The sequence below is a fragment of the Brevundimonas subvibrioides ATCC 15264 genome (assembly GCF_000144605.1).
Classification (GTDB): domain Bacteria; phylum Pseudomonadota; class Alphaproteobacteria; order Caulobacterales; family Caulobacteraceae; genus Brevundimonas; species Brevundimonas subvibrioides.
On the sequence record NC_014375.1, the window covers coordinates 1,726,391 to 1,741,339 of the forward strand.

Here is a 14,949-nt window from a genome sequence, read left to right on the forward strand (position 1 = left end):
CGTGCCGTGACGCAGCGGTTCTGGACGCCACGGGTTTCCGCAGGCAAACAGACCGTCTGGATGGGCGGCTAGCTCAGCTGGTCAGAGCATCTCGTTTACACCGAGAGGGTCGGCGGTTCGAACCCGTCGCCGCCTACCAACTTTCCCCGGCAAAATCAAAGATATAGAGCGATTTTGCCGGGGTCGCTTGTTCCGGATTCGGATAAAGGTGTGCCAAGGGGGGGCAGTAGGGGCGGCAGTTTGTGCGGATTTCGCTGACTGTCCTGAAACACTGTGGGCCTCTGGCCGTCCGAACGGGGGCAGTTCCAGCGTTCCCCCGGTTCTTTTTGCGTGGGAGTTTTGGAAGGAAGCCGGTCCGGCCCCAACTGCCCTGGCACGGTCCGGTGGACGCTGGTCGCCGTCTTCCTGTCAATCGAAACAGGCGGGGAGTTTGAGTCCATCGCGTCGGGCTTCGCCCTGATCGGTCTTGGGGCGGATCTTGACCGGCGGAAACAGCGAAGAGCCCTCGTCGGGCCCGCGGGCGTCTAACGAGGCACATCGCGCGACAGCGGACGTGCCGGGTGTCTGCCAAGGGTGGGAAGCGGACCCGTTCGTTCGGAGCCTAAGGAAGTCTGGCATCAACCCGCCCGATCTTCGCTGACAAGGCCCAGACTCCGATCACGCTCACGAACATCAAAAACAATGTGACCACTATGCGCCCCAATGGCGCATGGCGATTGGCGGCATCCGCGTTTTCCAAAGCTTGAGCCGCAAACCACAGCACGACGATCCAGACAGCGAAGAACGCCAACGACGTTGGACTGTTCTTTGTGGGCAAGTCAGCCAGCGCCGCGACAAGGGCAATAACTGGGGGGGCAGCGAACATCCATGCCCAGAAGGGTGCCCGAGGGGTCACTACCGTTTCATTGGCTACGACATAAATCGACCAGAACCAGAAGCAGGCGGATGCGATTGGCACCGTTGTCAGAAGGGCGCGCACCAACGGCGACACCGTCGTGCCCGACGCTATGACCTGCGCTAGCGCGCTGATTACGAGAACCGATGTGAGGATGGCAGGGTGCGCGCGCGCAGCGCGACGAGCGAGATCGATCATGGATCTTTGTCCTTGCCCAATCCGACTAGCACAATGGCTAAACGTCCGTTCAGGGTCGGAAGCGGACAGTCGGGCAGGCGCGGTTAGCGGACGACGGATTCCCGCGCAGTGCAACGTAGCAGATCAGGATAGTCCTCCGCGCTGCCACGGCGAACATGTATGCTGGTGAAGCCCGCTCGTTCGACTGCCCTCCGCGCGGTATCAATGCACCGCCGGTCCTGGTCGGTTTGCCACACGACGTCCAGCCCGGACTTGTCGGGCAGCGCAGCGAGCCATCCCTCGACCATTGTGACATTCGGCATCCACATGTCCTGGATCGAAAACTAGCATTGATCCTCGCGGTATTTGACCGTGACGGGGTAGCCTGGGACCGCGATCTCCCTTGGGGCCGACGCGCAGGCCGCAGGCAAGAACAGCATGGCTGCGAAGAGGGCGGTTCTCATTCGAGAAGCATCTTCTCTCGTGCCAATGTCCGCAATGGGTCGGCAGCGGTCCAAAGCCCTAGCCCGAAAGCAGATATTGCCCAGCGCGTTTGCGCCTGCCGGCGATTCCAGGAAAAGTACTGCGGGTCGCCTGACTGACAGCACCGGGACAAGCCGTATCGGCCCCCCTGAGACATAGCGGCGAGTTGGCGGTAGTTTTCGTCCTGCCGCAAGCCGCAGCCTGAGGTTGACGCCCAGCTATCTGTTGGTATGCCTTGCGGGTGCCATTTATCGCCCGTCCGCCTGTTCACCAGACCAACAGCTCGGCGGACGCAACGTTCGCGCAGGCGCACTCCAGACTTCTCGCCGACGAGCGCCTCCAGTTCGATCGGACCGGTTTCACTCCGCCGGAAGTCCCGGGCTGGCTCCGGTGGATCCCTGAAGCGCTGCGCGCCATCGCGCCACTTCTGGAGATCATCTTCTGGGTCGGTCTGGCGATCATCGTGGCCCTGGTCTGCTGGTTCATCATACGCGAACTGCTGGGCCTGCGTCTGCCCCGCCCGAAGGCGGAGGCGGCCGTCGTCGCGGCTCAGCCCGAGTGGCGGCCAGACGAAGCCACCGCACGCAACCTTCTGGCCGGTGCCGACGCGCTCGCGGCCGAGGGTCGCTACGCCGAGGCTGCGCACCTGCTGCTGATGCGCAGCGTGGAGGACATCGAGCAGCGCAAGCCGCACGCGATAAAGGTTTCGCTTACGACCCGCGAAATCGCCATGGCGGCGTCGCTGCCCGAGGTCGCCCGCCCGGCGTTCATTCGCATCGGCCAGGTTGTGGAGCGCAGCCTGTTCGGCGGGCGACCGGTCGACGCCCAGGATTTCGCCGACTGCCGACGCGCCTATGAGGACTTCGCCCTGCCCGCCGGATGGCGCACGTGAGCCTGTCGAAGGGCGGATCCGGTGCCTTCACGCCCCTGACGATGATTTTGGTCCTGGTGATCGGGGTGGCGGCCCTGGCAGGGCTCGGGATTCTTTCCGCCTATGCGCCGGAGCTGAAGTCGGGCGATGACGGCGGCACTCACGCCCTGTCCCGCTCCTCGGTCGGCTACGCCGCCCTGCCGCGTCTGTTGCGGGCGACCGGAACGCCAGTCGTGCTCAATCGGGGATCGTTGGGCAATGGCTCAAGCGACAGCTTTCTGATCTTGACCCCGTCGGTCGGAACGCCGCCGGTGCTCATCGAAGATATGCGGCACGAGGGCTCGGTCATGGTGGTCTTGCCCAAGTGGAACTACACGCCTCTGCCCGATCACCGCGGCTGGGTCTCGACGGTGGGCGTTGTCTCTGCCGACCAGGCGCTTTCCGTCCTGCCCCAAGAAATGCGTTACGGCACGACCCTCTCGGACCTTCCCGGCCGCCAGCCCGTCTCGCTGCGCCGGGCGGCCGACGCGCTCCTCACCGACCAGGCGGTCGTCATAGACACGCACCGAAGGATCGTTGGATCTCAATGGATGCCAGTTATCGTCGACGCTGACGGTGGCACGGTGCTGGCCACCCATCGGGAGACGGGCCTCTATGTCCTGGCTGACGCCGACGTCCTGAACACCCAAGGCCTCAAGTCCCTCGCCGGTGCCCGTACGGCGCTGGCGTTGTTGGATGCCCTGCGTCCACACGGGACGCCGGTCGTCTTCGACCTGACGCTCCATGGCTTCCAGCGCACCCGCAACCTCGGCAGGCTGCTGCTGGAGCCGCCGTTCGTCGGCATGACCGTGGTTCTGGTCGCCCTGATCCTCTTCGCCGGCTGGCAAGCGACGGTCCGCTACGGCCCTGCGCGGCAGAACGGCCGTGTCGTCGCCCTGGGCAAGCGTGCCCTCGCTGACAATACCGCCGCCCTCGTCCGCATGGCCGGGCGCGAGCACCATATGGGGCCTCCCTACGCCCTTCTCGTTCGCGCCGCCGTCGCCCGGGCCATCGGCGCGCCGCGCGATCTGGCGGGAGACGATCTGGACGCCTTCCTCGATCGGGTCGGCGTCATCGCCGGCGCAACCCGCCCCTACACCGCCCTGGCAGAGAGCGCCCGGGCTGCCAGAACCCCCGGCGACCTTATCCGCGTCGCCCGCGACCTCCACCGCTGGACCCAGGAGATGACACGTGCACGTCAATGAGGTGAAGACCGTCGCCGATCGCATCCGCGCCGAGATCGGAAAGGCGGTGATCGGTCAGGACGGTGCGGTGGACCTTCTGCTGACCGCGCTGCTGGCCGGCGGCCACGTGCTGCTGGAGGGACCTCCCGGTACTGCCAAGACCCTTCTCGCCCACAGTTTCGCGCGCAGCGTGGGTCTCGACTACGGCCGCATCCAATTCACTCCGGACTTGATGCCCGGCGACATCATCGGGTCGAACCTTTTCAACTTCCAAACCTCCAGCTTCACCCTGACGCGCGGACCGATCTTCTGCGAACTTCTGCTCGCCGACGAGATCAACCGAACTCCGCCCAAGACCCAGGCCGCCCTGCTGGAGGCCATGCAGGAGCGTCAGATCACCATCGACGGGCAGCGCCACGCCTTGGGCGATCGCTTCATCGTCGTCGCCACGCAGAATCCGATCGAGCAGCAGGGCACCTATCCCTTGCCTGAGGCCCAGTTGGACCGCTTTCTTTTCAAACATGTGTTGTCCTATCCGACCATCGACCAGGAGCGTGCCATCATCGCCGCCCAAGGAACCCGCACGCGCCAGATGGATCCGGTCGCGTTGGGCGTGGAGGTGGTCGCCGATGGCGCGACGATCGACGCGGCCGCCACGGCCGTGGCGGGAGTCCGCCTGACCGAGGAGGTCGTGGCCTACACCGCTGACCTGATCCGGGCGACCCGCGATTCCGCCGATGTCGAGACCGGTGCCTCGCCCCGGGCAGGAGCCATGCTGGCCGCCGCTGCCCGCGCCCGCGCCGCTCTGGACGGCCGTGACTATGTCATCCCTGATGATGTGAAAGTCCTCGCCTTGCCGGCGCTGCGCCACCGCGTGTTGCTGTCTCCCTCGGCCGAGATCGAGGGGCGTCGGGTGGATCAGGTGCTCGCCGGTCTGGTGGAGCGGGTGGCTGCGCCCCGGTGATCTATCCCACGCGGCGAGCGGTAGTCCTGATGGCGGCGGGAGCTCCCGTCGCCCTGTTGCTCGGCGTGCTGGTGCCGCAGGGCTGGCAGGTCGCGCTCGCATGGGTCCTCGCTGTCGTTGTCCTGACCGTGATCGACGCTGCCTGCGCCGGATCACGCAAGGCCCTGCGGCTGGAGCCTCTGCCTTCCGTCCTGGCCGCAGTGGGTCGCCCGGGTTCGGCGGAAGTGATCGTCCGCTTCGACGGCAGCGGCCCCCGCCCGCGCGAGGTAGAGGCTGCTGTCGCCGCCGACGCCCGGCTGGGTCTGACCACGCGTTCATGGCGCATGCCACTGATCGAGCGCCGCGCGAGGTTCGACTTCCCGTTCACACCCGAGCGGCGCGGGGTCGTCGATATGGAGACGATGTGGGTGCGCTGGATCGGCCCCCTTGCACTGGCCGCCAAACAGAAGACCTTCGCCCTCGACCTTCCGGTGGCGGTCCTGACCGACGTCCAGGCCGTGCGAGATCAGGCCATCCGACTGTTCGCCCGCGACGCCATGTTCGGTGTGAAATCCCAGGCCCAACTCGGCGAGGGCTCGGAGTTCCAGGCCCTCACCGACTACCAGCCCGGCGTCGACCGCCGCGCAATCGACTGGAAACAGTCCGCCCGCCACGCCACTCTGCTGGCCAAGGAGCACCATACGGAGCGCAACCACAACGTCATCATGGCGCTGGACTGCGGCCGCGTCGCTTCCGAGCCTGTCGGAGGAATGCCGCGCATGGATCGGTTCATCCACGCGGCACTCCTGCTGAGCTACGCCTGTCTGCGCTCCGGCGATCGAGCGGGCCTCTTCGCCTTCGACAACGTCGCCCGCATCAACACCGGGCCTCTGTCGGGCCTCAACGCCCAGAGTACGCTCCAGACGATCGCGGGCCGCATCGACTATTCGACGCACGAGACGAATTACACGCTCGCTCTCGCGACCTTGGCCAGCGGGCTGAAGCGACGCTCGCTGGTCGTGGTCTTTACCGACTTCGCTGATTCGACCTCGGCCGAGCTGATGATCGAATCCCTCGGCCGACTGCTGCGTCGCCACCTCATCCTCTTCGTCGTCATGCGCGACGAGGAGCTCGAAAGCCTGACCGCCGCGGAACCGGTCGAGCCTGAGGACGTCGCCCGTTCCGTTGTGGCGGGCGGCCTGCTGCGCGAACGTGAGCTCGTCCTGACCCGCCTGCGCCGCATGGGCGCGCACATCGTCGAGGCACCCGCCGATCGCGTCGGACCGGACGTGCTGAATGCTTATCTCGACCTGAAGCGAAGGGACCTGTTGTGACCGGCACCCCATCCCCGCACACCTTGCGCAGCCAGCGCTTCCGGCGCGAGCGGCAGGCCGACTGGGCGCGCTTGGAACGACTGATGGATAAGGTCGAAAAGGGCTCGGCCGCCCAGCTGACCGACGACGAAATCCTCGCCATTCCTGTCCTCTATCGCTCGACCCTCTCCGCCCTGTCGGTGGCCCGCGAGACGTCGCTGGATCGGGGATTGGTCGAATTCCTCGAGACCCTTTCGGCCCGCGCCTATTTCTTCGTCTACGGCTCCCGGACGACCCTCCAGGACCGGCTCGCGAGCTTTTTCAGCAACGACTGGCCGGCGTCAGTCCGTAGCCTGTGGCGCGAGACCCTGGTCTCTGGTGCCTTGATGTTACTGGGTGCCTTCGTGGCGGCGTGGCTCGTTTCCATCGAGCCTGACTGGTTCTACGCGTTTGTCCCCGCCGACTTGGCGGGCGGCAGAGATCCCGCCGCCTCGACCGAGACTCTGCGCGCCACTCTGGATGGATCCGAGGACCAGCCCGGCCTGTCCGTGTTCGCTGCCTATCTGTTCACCCACAACGCCCAGGTGGCGATCCTGGCCTTCGCGCTGGGCTTCTCCCTCTGCGTCCCTACGGCGCTACTGATGCTCTACAACGGGACGATGCTGGGGGCCTTCTTCGCCCTGTTCGCCAGCCGGGGGCTCGGCGTGGAGCTCGGCGGCTGGTTGCTGATTCACGGGGTGACCGAGCTGTTTGCCGTAACCCTCGCCGGAGCCGCCGGCCTGAAGATTGGCTGGGCCGTCGCCTTCCCGGCCGACCGGTCGAGGCTTGACGCCGCGATCGCCGCGGGTCGCACCGCCGCAGTCGCCATGGGCGGTGTGGTCGTCATGCTGTTCGTCGCCGGCCTGCTGGAAGGGTTTGGCCGCCAGCTGATCGTCGACACCGGGGTGCGCTACGCGGTGGCGGCCTTCACCGGCCTGGTCTGGACCGCCTATTTCTACGGTCCGCGTGGGAGAACCTTCCGTGGTCTCTAAGCCGGTCGGCAAGTCGACCGAACGCGTCTTCGTTACGCCCGAGGGCGTCGACCTGCGCCTGAACATCGGCGACGCGGGGCAGCGCGCCGCCGCCTTCCTGATGGACGCAGCGATCATCATTGCCGTCCTCGTCGGCCTGACCATCGCTGCGGTCCTGATGGGCATCGGCGCTGGTGCCGCGAGCGGCTTCACGGGGGTCGAGGTCATTGCCGTGATCTGGCTGCTGATCTTCTTCTTGCTGCGGAATTTCTATTTTACGGCCTTTGAACTTTCGGCCGCTGCGGCGACCCCGGGCAAGCGAATGTTCGGCCTCCGGGTCGCCTCACGGGACGGCGGACGGCTCAGGGCAGAGTCAGTCTTCGCTCGCAATGCGCTGCGCGAACTGGAGGTCTTCCTGCCCCTGTCCCTCCTCATGAGCCGGGCTGACCAGGGCGGCGCCGAGAGCTGGATGTGGTTGCTGGCGCTTGGTTGGGCGTGCGTCTTCGTCTTCTTCCCGCTATTCAACAAGGATCGCCTCCGGGCCGGAGACCTGGTCGGTGGCACCTGGGTCGTGCGCACGCCCAGGCGCAAGCTGACGCGCGACATGGCCGACGACGGCGCGGAGCGCCTGGGGCATTTCGTGTTCGAGCCGGCCCAGCTGGATGCTTATGGAGCCAAGGAGCTGCACGTGCTGGAATCTGTCCTGCGCCAGCGTGACCGCGGCACGATGGCGGCGGTCGCTGCCCGCATCTCGGCGAAGATCGGCTGGCAGCGCGGCCTCGACGACCGCGACGAGGACTTTCTCAGCGCCTACTATGCCGCCCTTCGCGGACGGCTCGAACAGCGTCTGCTGATGGGCGTAAGACGCCGCGACAAGCACGACGTCTGAGCTTCAGCCTCAGTCGAAGACCGACGCCAGCTCCTCAGGACCCACGCCTTCCTTGATGCTGCGAAGCTCGTAGTACAGGGCCGCCACGCCCGCCGCGCCGATGACGCTGGTCAGGATGTTGCTGAGCGCCGTCGTGATCATATTCACACCCAGGCTGGCCGAGCCGCCCACGAAGCTGCCGCCCGTCGCCGCGCCGATACCGGCGACCAGCATGCCGATCATCACCGAGCCCAGAAAGAGGATCACGGCCAGACCGAAGATGGGCCAGCGGTAGCCTTTGGTCAGCTCGCGGCTACGCTGCAGGCTTTCCGTCACGCCCCGGTCCTCGACCGCCACCGCAGCGGTTGCCACCGACCAAATCACCGCCAGGATCACGCCCGGCACGACCAGCAGGATGTACCCGAGGCCCGTGCCCAGTCCGACGAGGATCCCGACGCCCAGCAGCGGCAGGAAGAGCTTGCTCCCGGCCGCAAAGGCCGCACCGATGCTCATGGCTTTGTCGTTGAATGAGGCCACAGTGACCTTCACCACCATCCCCTGCAGCATATAGGTGCCGACGAACCACAGCAGATAGGCGAGCCCGATGATGGCGAAGGAGGCCGCCTGGCCCTCCAACAACCTGGACTGACCATAGACCAGCAGCAGGCTCGGAATCCCGACCAGGAGGACGGAGCCGATCAGGAAGGTCACGCCGTTCTGTCGGATCGCGTTGAACGTCCTCTGGATCACCCGGCCCAGATCGAAAGTGCCAGAGACCGATGCGACGCTCAAGGCCTGCGAGGCCGGCGGCCCGTCGAGCGCGAAGATTTGGGTTGCGACACTCTCGTACGCAATAAAATCAACACGCTGTCCGGACAGGAGGGGCGGGGCCGAACGGATCGATGAAGCGCTGAAGTTATAGATCTCGCCATTGTCGCCGGTAATGGTTCCGCCGCCGGCACCCTCGCCGAATGTCGTCACTTGGCCGCGCATGTCATTCCCCGAAGCTGAGGTCGATGATCGCCTGCGGATTTGGCCGGCACAACCCCCCGTAGCGCTCGGCTCTGGCGATGTCTCGGCACCTTACCTCCCTGGTTCGGGCGCGTGGAGCCTGTGCAGCTCGTGCGTGGGGGAACGAGATGCGGATGCCCGCGGCCCGCGTATCAGCGAGATCGCCATCCGCATTCTCAGCCGAACCCGCTTATCCACGCCTCCAGTTCCGACCAGTCGTTCTTGTCCGCGAGTTCGAGACCGACATCAGCCAGCAGATCCATGTGGGCTGGAGAGACCGAGCCTACGCGGCTGGCGGCCATGCACATGGTCATCACGGCCTGCCGCGTCCGACCCTCGGCGCAGCGGCCGAGCGGCCGGCGCTTCGCTTTTTCCAGGTCCTCGGCGCGCTCGGCGACAGGGTCTATGCCCTTTAGAATATCCAGCCTGAGCGCCGTCGCCGCCCAACAACGTCCCCCGGCAGAATCATAGAGATACAATGATCTTGCCGGGGCGGTCCGGTCCGGGTTCGACGTAGCCGCTGGCCGTCAGAGCAGGGGAAGAGGGGACCCGCCGATCTGGTCGGTGATCCGTCGGCATCGGGGCTGACGATCTGCCGCTTTGGTAGCGTCCCCGCCGCCGTTTCGCGTTAAGGACCGGGCCCCATCCGTTCGGCCCTCTCATCCCCCTCATGACTCCCACACCCGCCCTGACCATCGGCATCGACTTCGGCACGACCAATACCGTTGTCGCGGTGACCAGATCCGATGGCGATGTCGAAGTGCTGCGGTTCAGCGCGCCCGATGGCGACCTGACCGCGTTCCGCTCGACGCTGGGTTTCCAGCTGCTCGAGGAGCGGGGCCGCCCACCGGAGCGGATCGTCGAAGCCGGGCCCTGGGCCATCGACGCCTATGTCGAGGATCCGCTGGAGACCCGCTTCATCCAGTCGTTCAAAACCTTTGCCGCCAGTTCCGCCTTCACCGAGACGGTGATCGACAACCGGCGCTACGGCTTCGAGGATTTGTTGTCGGCCTTCCTGCTTCGTCTGCGTCATCACGGCGGTGCCGCCATGGGGGCGCTGCCCGCGCAGGTGATCGTCGGTCGCCCCGTGACCTTCGCCGGCGGCTCCGACGAGCGCCTCGCGCTGGAGCGGTACGAGACAGCCTTCAGTCGTCTGGGCTTCACCGACATCCGCTACGCCTATGAGCCCGTCGGGGCGGCCTTCTTCTTTGCGCGTCAGCTCAGGAGCGCGGCCACGGTCCTCGTCGCGGACTTCGGCGGCGGCACGAGCGACTTCTCGATCGTGCGGTTCGAGCCCGGTCCGGACGGCCTGCGGTCCACCGCGCTGGCGCGCTCCGGCGTGGGTGTCGCCGGTGACGCCTTCGACTACCGCATCATCGACAGGCTGGTATCGCCGGAACTCGGCAAGGGCAGCGAGTATCGCAGCTTCGAAAAGGTCCTGCCGATCCCCCAGCGCTACTTCGCCGCCTTCGCGCGATGGGATCAGTTGGCCCTTCTACGGGCCTCGCGGGACATGAAGGACATCCGCGACATCGCCAGAAACGCACTGGAGCCGGAGAAGCTGGCCAGACTGATCGAGGTGCTCGACGACAATCACGGCTATGCCCTCTACCAGTCGATCTCGCGTCTGAAGATGGATCTCTCGGACGCCGCTGCAGCGACCTTCGAATTCGCCGCGGGATCAATCCACATCCAGGCCGAGGTGGCCCGATCGGACTTCGAGGAATGGATATCGCCCGAGCTGGCCGCGATCGAGAAGGCCGTGGATGAAGCGATCGAGCGATCAGGTCTCCAGGCGGGTGAGGTCGACCGGATCTTCCTGACCGGAGGCACCTCCTTCGTGCCGGCGGTCAGGCACATCTTCCATCGACGCTTCGATCCCGCCCGGATCGAGACGGGCGGGGAGTTCGAGTCCATCGCGTCGGGCCTCGCCCTGATCGGCCTCGAGGCCGATCTCGACCTTTGGACGCAGCGAAGAGGGCCTGCGGGCCTCTGAGCCGCAACCGATCGGGCTGCCGGCATCGAGGTCGCGCCTTACCGCACGCGATGGATCTTCATGACAGCCGCGCCCCCCAGGAGCGCCAGGACGGCACCCGTGACATAGATGGACTGAAGGTCGTCTCCGAACCACGCCAGCGCCAACAGGCCCAGCAAGGGCGCAAAGATCTGGGCCGCCGTGACAGCGACGTTCATCAGGCCCATGTCCCGGCCGGCATGGGTCCGGTCGGGCAGGACTTCCGCCACGAGAACGGCGTCGGTGATACCGTAAAGACCCACGCCGACGCCCAGGATCGCCTGTGCGACCCAGGGCCCCGGCCAGTTCGGGACCAGCGCCATCAGCAACGACCCCATGGCGAGAAGCAAGGCACCCCCGAACACCAGCTGCTTGCGCCGGCCGATCCGGTCGGAGACGCGCCCGCCCATCAGGCCGGCCAACACCGAGAGAGACGTCGAGGTGCCCAGCAGCACGGCCATCGCCACCTCGATCCGCATCCCCTTCAGCGCCCGATCCAGACCGGTTTCCTGATCCAGGAAGAACAGCAGATACAGAACGTTCAGCGCCACCGCGGTCTGGACCAGCAGGCGCGATCCGAACGCGATCAGAAAATCCCGATCGGCGAAGGCGGCCAGGGACGGGCGCTGGCGTGGTTTCGCGGTCGATCGGGGCCCCGCGCGAAACGTCATCACGATGAATGGCACCACCATGGCCACGGTCACCAGCACGACGGCCGTCAGCCGCTCGGTCTCGCCGGTCAGCCACACACCGATCACCAGGGCCCCGAACAGGCTCGACAGCGGAAAGGCCAGCCCCGTGAACCCTGCCACCAGGCCCTTCTGGCGGCCGGGCACCCGCTCCGGCAGGGTGGCGGCCAACGGGTTGAGCATGAAGTTCAGGCTGATCTGCAGGGCCACGATCGCGGCCATCAGGCTACTCTGGGTCGCCGCCCTGTGGATCAGGACATAGCTCGCGACGGTTCCCGCCAATCCCGCGATCATCCAGATGGACCGTCCGCCCCGCCAGTGCCGGGTCCGATCGCCGATGATGCCCGCCATCACGCCGGCCACGCCGGCCGTCACGGCGCCCCAGAGGGCGATCTGGCTGAGGGCGAGCGTTCGTCCGGCCGGATCGATCGCCTCGGCCTTGAGAGGCAGGAGCAGGGTCAGGAGGGGTATGAAGGCGATGTAGGCCCCGACCTGGGCCGCCATGTAGAGGGCGATGAAGCCGGGGCCGACGGGGATCGAGGGGCCGGCGTCATGGTCGGCGGGCGGCGTCTGCATCGGGGCCAACCTTGAGCGCTTGCACCGCTGCTGTCACCGCAAAAAGAAGCGGCGTCTTCCGGTCGGAAGACGCCGCCAAAGGCCGCTCAGGGTTTCAGGGGATCAATACTGGACCCGTACCCGGGCACCGAAGGTGCGGGGCCGGGTGAAGAAGCGGGTATTGTCGAACTGGGTGATGATGATCGCGGCCTCGTGGATCTCGTCGGTCAGGTTGTTGACATAGGCCTCGAACCGCAGACGCCCATCGCCCGGCGGGGTCCAGCCGAACCCGGCGTCGAACGTCCAGTATCCGTCCACCTTGTCGTCCAGGCGACGGCGCGGATTGTTGGGCTGCTGGAAATCCTGACCGTTGAAGATGGTGGTGAAGAAGTCGGAGCGGTAACCGGCCGACACCACATAGTCGAACTGACCCATCGTCTCGGTCGGGAAGGCCTGGGTGAGGTTCATGTTGAACTGCCATTCCGGCGTCCGGGGCAGGGTCTTGCCCTCGATCGACTGGAACACGGCCTCGCTCGGGGCAACGTCAGCCTGGAAGCGGAAGTCCTGGATCGGCTCGGCCTCCACGACCTCGGCCTTGAGGTACAGAAGGTTGAAGTCCAGGCCGATGTTCCAGGGCAGGTCGATCCCGCCGTCGAACTGGGCGCCGTAGATGCGCGAGGACGCTGCATTGTACGAATAGGAGACGACGAGGGCTAGCGAGGAGTCCAGCGGCACCGGCACCTGTTGCGGGCCGCCCAGGAACTCGACGATCTGGGCCACCGACAGCAGGGACGTCAGGACCTGGTCCTCGTAGTCGTTGTAGAACAGCGACCCGTTCAGGCGCGCCTTCAGGTCGCCGACGTAGAACTCGTTCTTGGATCCAAGTTCGTACAGCGTCACCTTTTCGGCGTCGTAGGTCGGCGCCAGACCGGCGTTGCCGATGTTGTCGTTGAAGCCACCCGACTTGTTGCCGGTGGCGATCAGGCCGTACAGCAGATTGTCGGGCGTGACGTCGAACTCGGCCCGCAGGCGCCAGTCCACGAAATCGATCTGGCTTTCGCCGACCTGCTGGAAGATCTGGCCGGTGAAGGGGACCGCATAGGTCAGCCGGCCGTCTGCGGCGCAGGTCCAGAAGTCGCCGGTAACCGTGTCGAGGCATGCCGGCCGGTTCGGCGCGCCACCCGGCACAGGGCCGTTGGCGAAGATGTCGTCGACATTGTCCCGGGCTCCGAACCGGCTCACGCCGTTGAAATAGAAGCTCACGATCTCCTGTTCCGTGATCGTGCCGTTTCCGTCGGTGTCGGGGTTGATGATCGTGCGACCACGACCGGCGAACTCGAAGCCTTCAGTGCCCACGCGCACGCCGCCGCAGCAGTTGAAGTCGCCGGCGCCGAGCGCGAAACCGTAGCGGGCGGCAACGCCGCGGCGGCTCTTCTCGTCCTCGGTGTAGCGCAGGCCGGCAGTGATCCGGAACCGGTCGGTCACGCTGTAGGTCGTGTCCCCGAAGAGCGCGTAGGACGAGGTGTCGACGTCGGGCATGTTGAATTCCACGCCCTGGAAGAACAGGCCGCGGTCCCCGGTCGAGCCGAGGAACGAGTACTGGTCCTCCTCGAAGTAGAAGGCGCCCAGGCTCCAGATCCAGGGGCCCTCGTTGTCGTAGAAGCGCAGCTCGTGGGTCTTGGACTGGCTGTCGGTGATCGACTGGAACTGCGAGAAGTTGTCCAGCGTCTCGCCGAGTCCACCCGGGCCGGTCAAGGTCTGCAGCACGCCGGGATAGAAGGGCGCGAGCGGCGTCACGGCTCGATAGTCGTAGACCAGGTCGCGGTAGCTGCCCGTGTACTCGATGTCGAACAGGTCGCCGTCGTAGCGGATATTGGCGCGCGCGCCCCAGTGACGGGTGTTCAGGTCCGGAGCCTGGGCCCGGCTGATCACCCGGCGGGGATCCTCGATGTCATTGGGGTCGATGCCGTTGCCGAGGGGATTGGCGTAGTTGGTGCCGGTGTAGCCGGTGCCGGTCTCGCGGATGTAGTCGGCACCCAGAAGGATCGACAGTCGGCTGGTGGGCTCCCACAGAAACTGGATCCGCCCGGCGTCGTTGTTCTCGGCCTCGGCCACGCCCACGCGCGCGGGCCCCACGTCCTCGTAGTAGCTGTCGTGCTCCAGATGATAGCCCGCGATACGGACCGCCGCCGTCTCGCCGAGCGGGATGTTGACCATCCCCTGGAACACCCGTTGCTGATAATTGCCCAGTTCGAACTCGGCACTGGAATCCCAGATGTTCAGGCCGGGTTTCCACGTCACGATGTTGACGGTGCCCGCCGTCGCGTTGCGCCCGCGCAGCGTCCCCTGCGGGCCGATGTTGACCTCGACACGCTGGATGTCGAAGAACGCCGATCCGATGCCGGCCGGTCGCGGCAGATAGACCCCGTCGTAGTGCGTCGCGGCCGCCGGGTCGCCCAGTTCGGTGTTGTTCGACGAGCCGACGCCGCGGATATAGATCTCGATGTTCCCGCCGTTGTTGGCGACAGAAAGGCCGGGGACGCGACCTTCGAGGTCGGAGATATCCTGGACGCCGACGGCCTTCAGGTCCTCGCCGGTCAGGGCGACGGCGGTGCCGGCATAGTTCTGCAGGCTCTGTTCGCGGCGCTCGACCGTGACGATGATATCGTCGACCTGGGTTGCCTCGCCATCCTCGTCCTGCTGGGCCGCCGCGCGGGGAGTGTCCGCGGCCTGGGCCATCGCCAGGCCTGGCAGCGCGATGGCAAGGGTTGCGCCGCACAGCAATGCTGTCTTCCGGTTACGCATGTGAATCGTCCTCCCGTTGCGGATCGTTGTTCTTTCCGCTTGCCTTCAATCCGCCATCGTTTGACAACGTTGTCAACGCCCGTTTTTCGACT

12 protein-coding genes, 1 tRNA gene and 1 pseudogene are annotated in these 14,949 nt (G+C 66.0%); 9 read left to right on the top strand and 5 right to left on the bottom strand.

Annotation, left to right across the window (positions count from 1 at the left end; all coding sequences use genetic code 11):
• Window positions 1-62 precede the first annotated feature (62 nt).
• Both BRESU_RS08660 and BRESU_RS17795 read left to right on the top strand, forming a co-directional pair.
• Window positions 63-139 (top strand) — tRNA-Val (locus BRESU_RS08660).
• A 272-nt stretch (window positions 140-411) separates the two neighbouring features.
• Window positions 412-528 (top strand): annotated as a pseudogene (locus tag BRESU_RS17795) (hypothetical protein); the annotation flags it as partial.
• Window positions 529-601: 73 nt separating this feature from the next.
• Here BRESU_RS17795 and BRESU_RS08665 read toward each other — a convergent pair.
• Window positions 602-1,093, bottom strand: a complete 492-nt coding sequence (locus BRESU_RS08665) for a hypothetical protein (RefSeq protein ID WP_041761470.1) — start codon at window positions 1,091-1,093, stop codon at window positions 602-604.
• A gap of 703 nt (window positions 1,094-1,796) precedes the next feature.
• On the opposite strand from BRESU_RS08665, the gene BRESU_RS08675 reads away from it, so the two are divergent.
• Genes BRESU_RS08675 through BRESU_RS08700 form a run of 6 tightly spaced genes read left to right on the top strand, consistent with a single transcriptional unit; the run spans window position 1,797 to window position 7,804 of the window.
• Entirely contained in the window at window positions 1,797-2,447 is a 651-nt protein-coding gene (locus BRESU_RS08675) for a DUF4129 domain-containing protein (protein ID WP_245528552.1), read from the top strand.
• The gene (locus BRESU_RS08680; protein WP_013269164.1) at window positions 2,435-3,670 is read left to right on the top strand and encodes a DUF4350 domain-containing protein; all 1,236 of its coding nucleotides are present in this window, start codon (window positions 2,435-2,437) and stop codon (window positions 3,668-3,670) included. Before BRESU_RS08675 ends, BRESU_RS08680 begins: the two co-directional genes overlap by 13 nt.
• Window positions 3,657-4,613 carry an AAA family ATPase gene (locus BRESU_RS08685; RefSeq protein ID WP_013269165.1) on the top strand — a complete coding sequence of 319 codons (957 nt, stop codon included), beginning with the start codon at window positions 3,657-3,659 and terminating at the stop codon, window positions 4,611-4,613. Before BRESU_RS08680 ends, BRESU_RS08685 begins: the two co-directional genes overlap by 14 nt.
• A gap of 29 nt (window positions 4,614-4,642) precedes the next feature.
• Window positions 4,643-5,926: a DUF58 domain-containing protein gene (locus BRESU_RS08690; RefSeq protein WP_013269166.1), complete on the top strand. Its 1,284-nt coding sequence runs from the start codon at window positions 4,643-4,645 to the stop codon at window positions 5,924-5,926.
• Complete coding sequence (locus tag BRESU_RS08695; protein WP_013269167.1) at window positions 5,923-6,936, top strand: stage II sporulation protein M; 1,014 nt, start codon at window positions 5,923-5,925, stop codon at window positions 6,934-6,936. Before BRESU_RS08690 ends, BRESU_RS08695 begins: the two co-directional genes overlap by 4 nt.
• A complete protein-coding gene (locus BRESU_RS08700; protein ID WP_013269168.1) occupies window positions 6,926-7,804 on the top strand; it encodes an RDD family protein in 879 nt (292 codons plus the stop codon). The genes BRESU_RS08695 and BRESU_RS08700 overlap by 11 nt, the downstream gene beginning before the upstream one ends.
• Before the next feature lie 9 nt (window positions 7,805-7,813).
• Here the strand turns inward: BRESU_RS08700 and BRESU_RS08705 are convergent, their stop codons facing one another.
• Window positions 7,814-8,776 carry a YciC family protein gene (locus tag BRESU_RS08705; RefSeq protein ID WP_013269169.1) on the bottom strand — a complete coding sequence of 321 codons (963 nt, stop codon included), beginning with the start codon at window positions 8,774-8,776 and terminating at the stop codon, window positions 7,814-7,816.
• Window positions 8,777-8,970: 194 nt separating this feature from the next.
• Entirely contained in the window at window positions 8,971-9,273 is a 303-nt protein-coding gene (locus BRESU_RS08710; protein WP_041761477.1) for a hypothetical protein, read from the bottom strand.
• Window positions 9,274-9,464: 191 nt separating this feature from the next.
• Here BRESU_RS08710 and BRESU_RS08715 point away from each other — a divergent pair, with 191 nt between their 5' ends.
• A complete protein-coding gene (locus BRESU_RS08715; RefSeq protein ID WP_013269171.1) occupies window positions 9,465-10,790 on the top strand; it encodes an Hsp70 family protein in 1,326 nt (441 codons plus the stop codon).
• A 38-nt stretch (window positions 10,791-10,828) separates the two neighbouring features.
• Here the strand turns inward: BRESU_RS08715 and BRESU_RS08720 are convergent, their stop codons facing one another.
• Both BRESU_RS08720 and BRESU_RS08725 read right to left on the bottom strand, forming a co-directional pair.
• Complete coding sequence (locus BRESU_RS08720) at window positions 10,829-12,073, bottom strand: MFS transporter (protein WP_013269172.1); 1,245 nt, start codon at window positions 12,071-12,073, stop codon at window positions 10,829-10,831.
• 102 nt (window positions 12,074-12,175) lie between these two features.
• Window positions 12,176-14,857: a TonB-dependent receptor gene (locus BRESU_RS08725; RefSeq protein WP_013269173.1), complete on the bottom strand. Its 2,682-nt coding sequence runs from the start codon at window positions 14,855-14,857 to the stop codon at window positions 12,176-12,178.
• Window positions 14,858-14,949: the final 92 nt, after the last annotated feature.

Excerpts from the sequence above, each read along its gene's own strand:
- BRESU_RS08665 (WP_041761470.1), bottom strand. The coding sequence starts at position 1,093 with ATGATCGATCTCGCTCGTCGCGCTGCGCGCGCGCACCCTGCCATCCTC.
- BRESU_RS08680 (WP_013269164.1), top strand. The coding sequence starts at position 2,435 with ATGGCGCACGTGAGCCTGTCGAAGGGCGGATCCGGTGCCTTCACGCCC.
- BRESU_RS08690 (WP_013269166.1), top strand. The coding sequence starts at position 4,643 with ATGGCGGCGGGAGCTCCCGTCGCCCTGTTGCTCGGCGTGCTGGTGCCG.
- BRESU_RS08705 (WP_013269169.1), bottom strand. The coding sequence starts at position 8,776 with ATGCGCGGCCAAGTGACGACATTCGGCGAGGGTGCCGGCGGCGGAACC.
- BRESU_RS08715 (WP_013269171.1), top strand. The coding sequence starts at position 9,465 with ATGACTCCCACACCCGCCCTGACCATCGGCATCGACTTCGGCACGACC.
- BRESU_RS08720 (WP_013269172.1), bottom strand. The coding sequence starts at position 12,073 with ATGCAGACGCCGCCCGCCGACCATGACGCCGGCCCCTCGATCCCCGTC.
- BRESU_RS08725 (WP_013269173.1), bottom strand. The coding sequence starts at position 14,857 with ATGCGTAACCGGAAGACAGCATTGCTGTGCGGCGCAACCCTTGCCATC.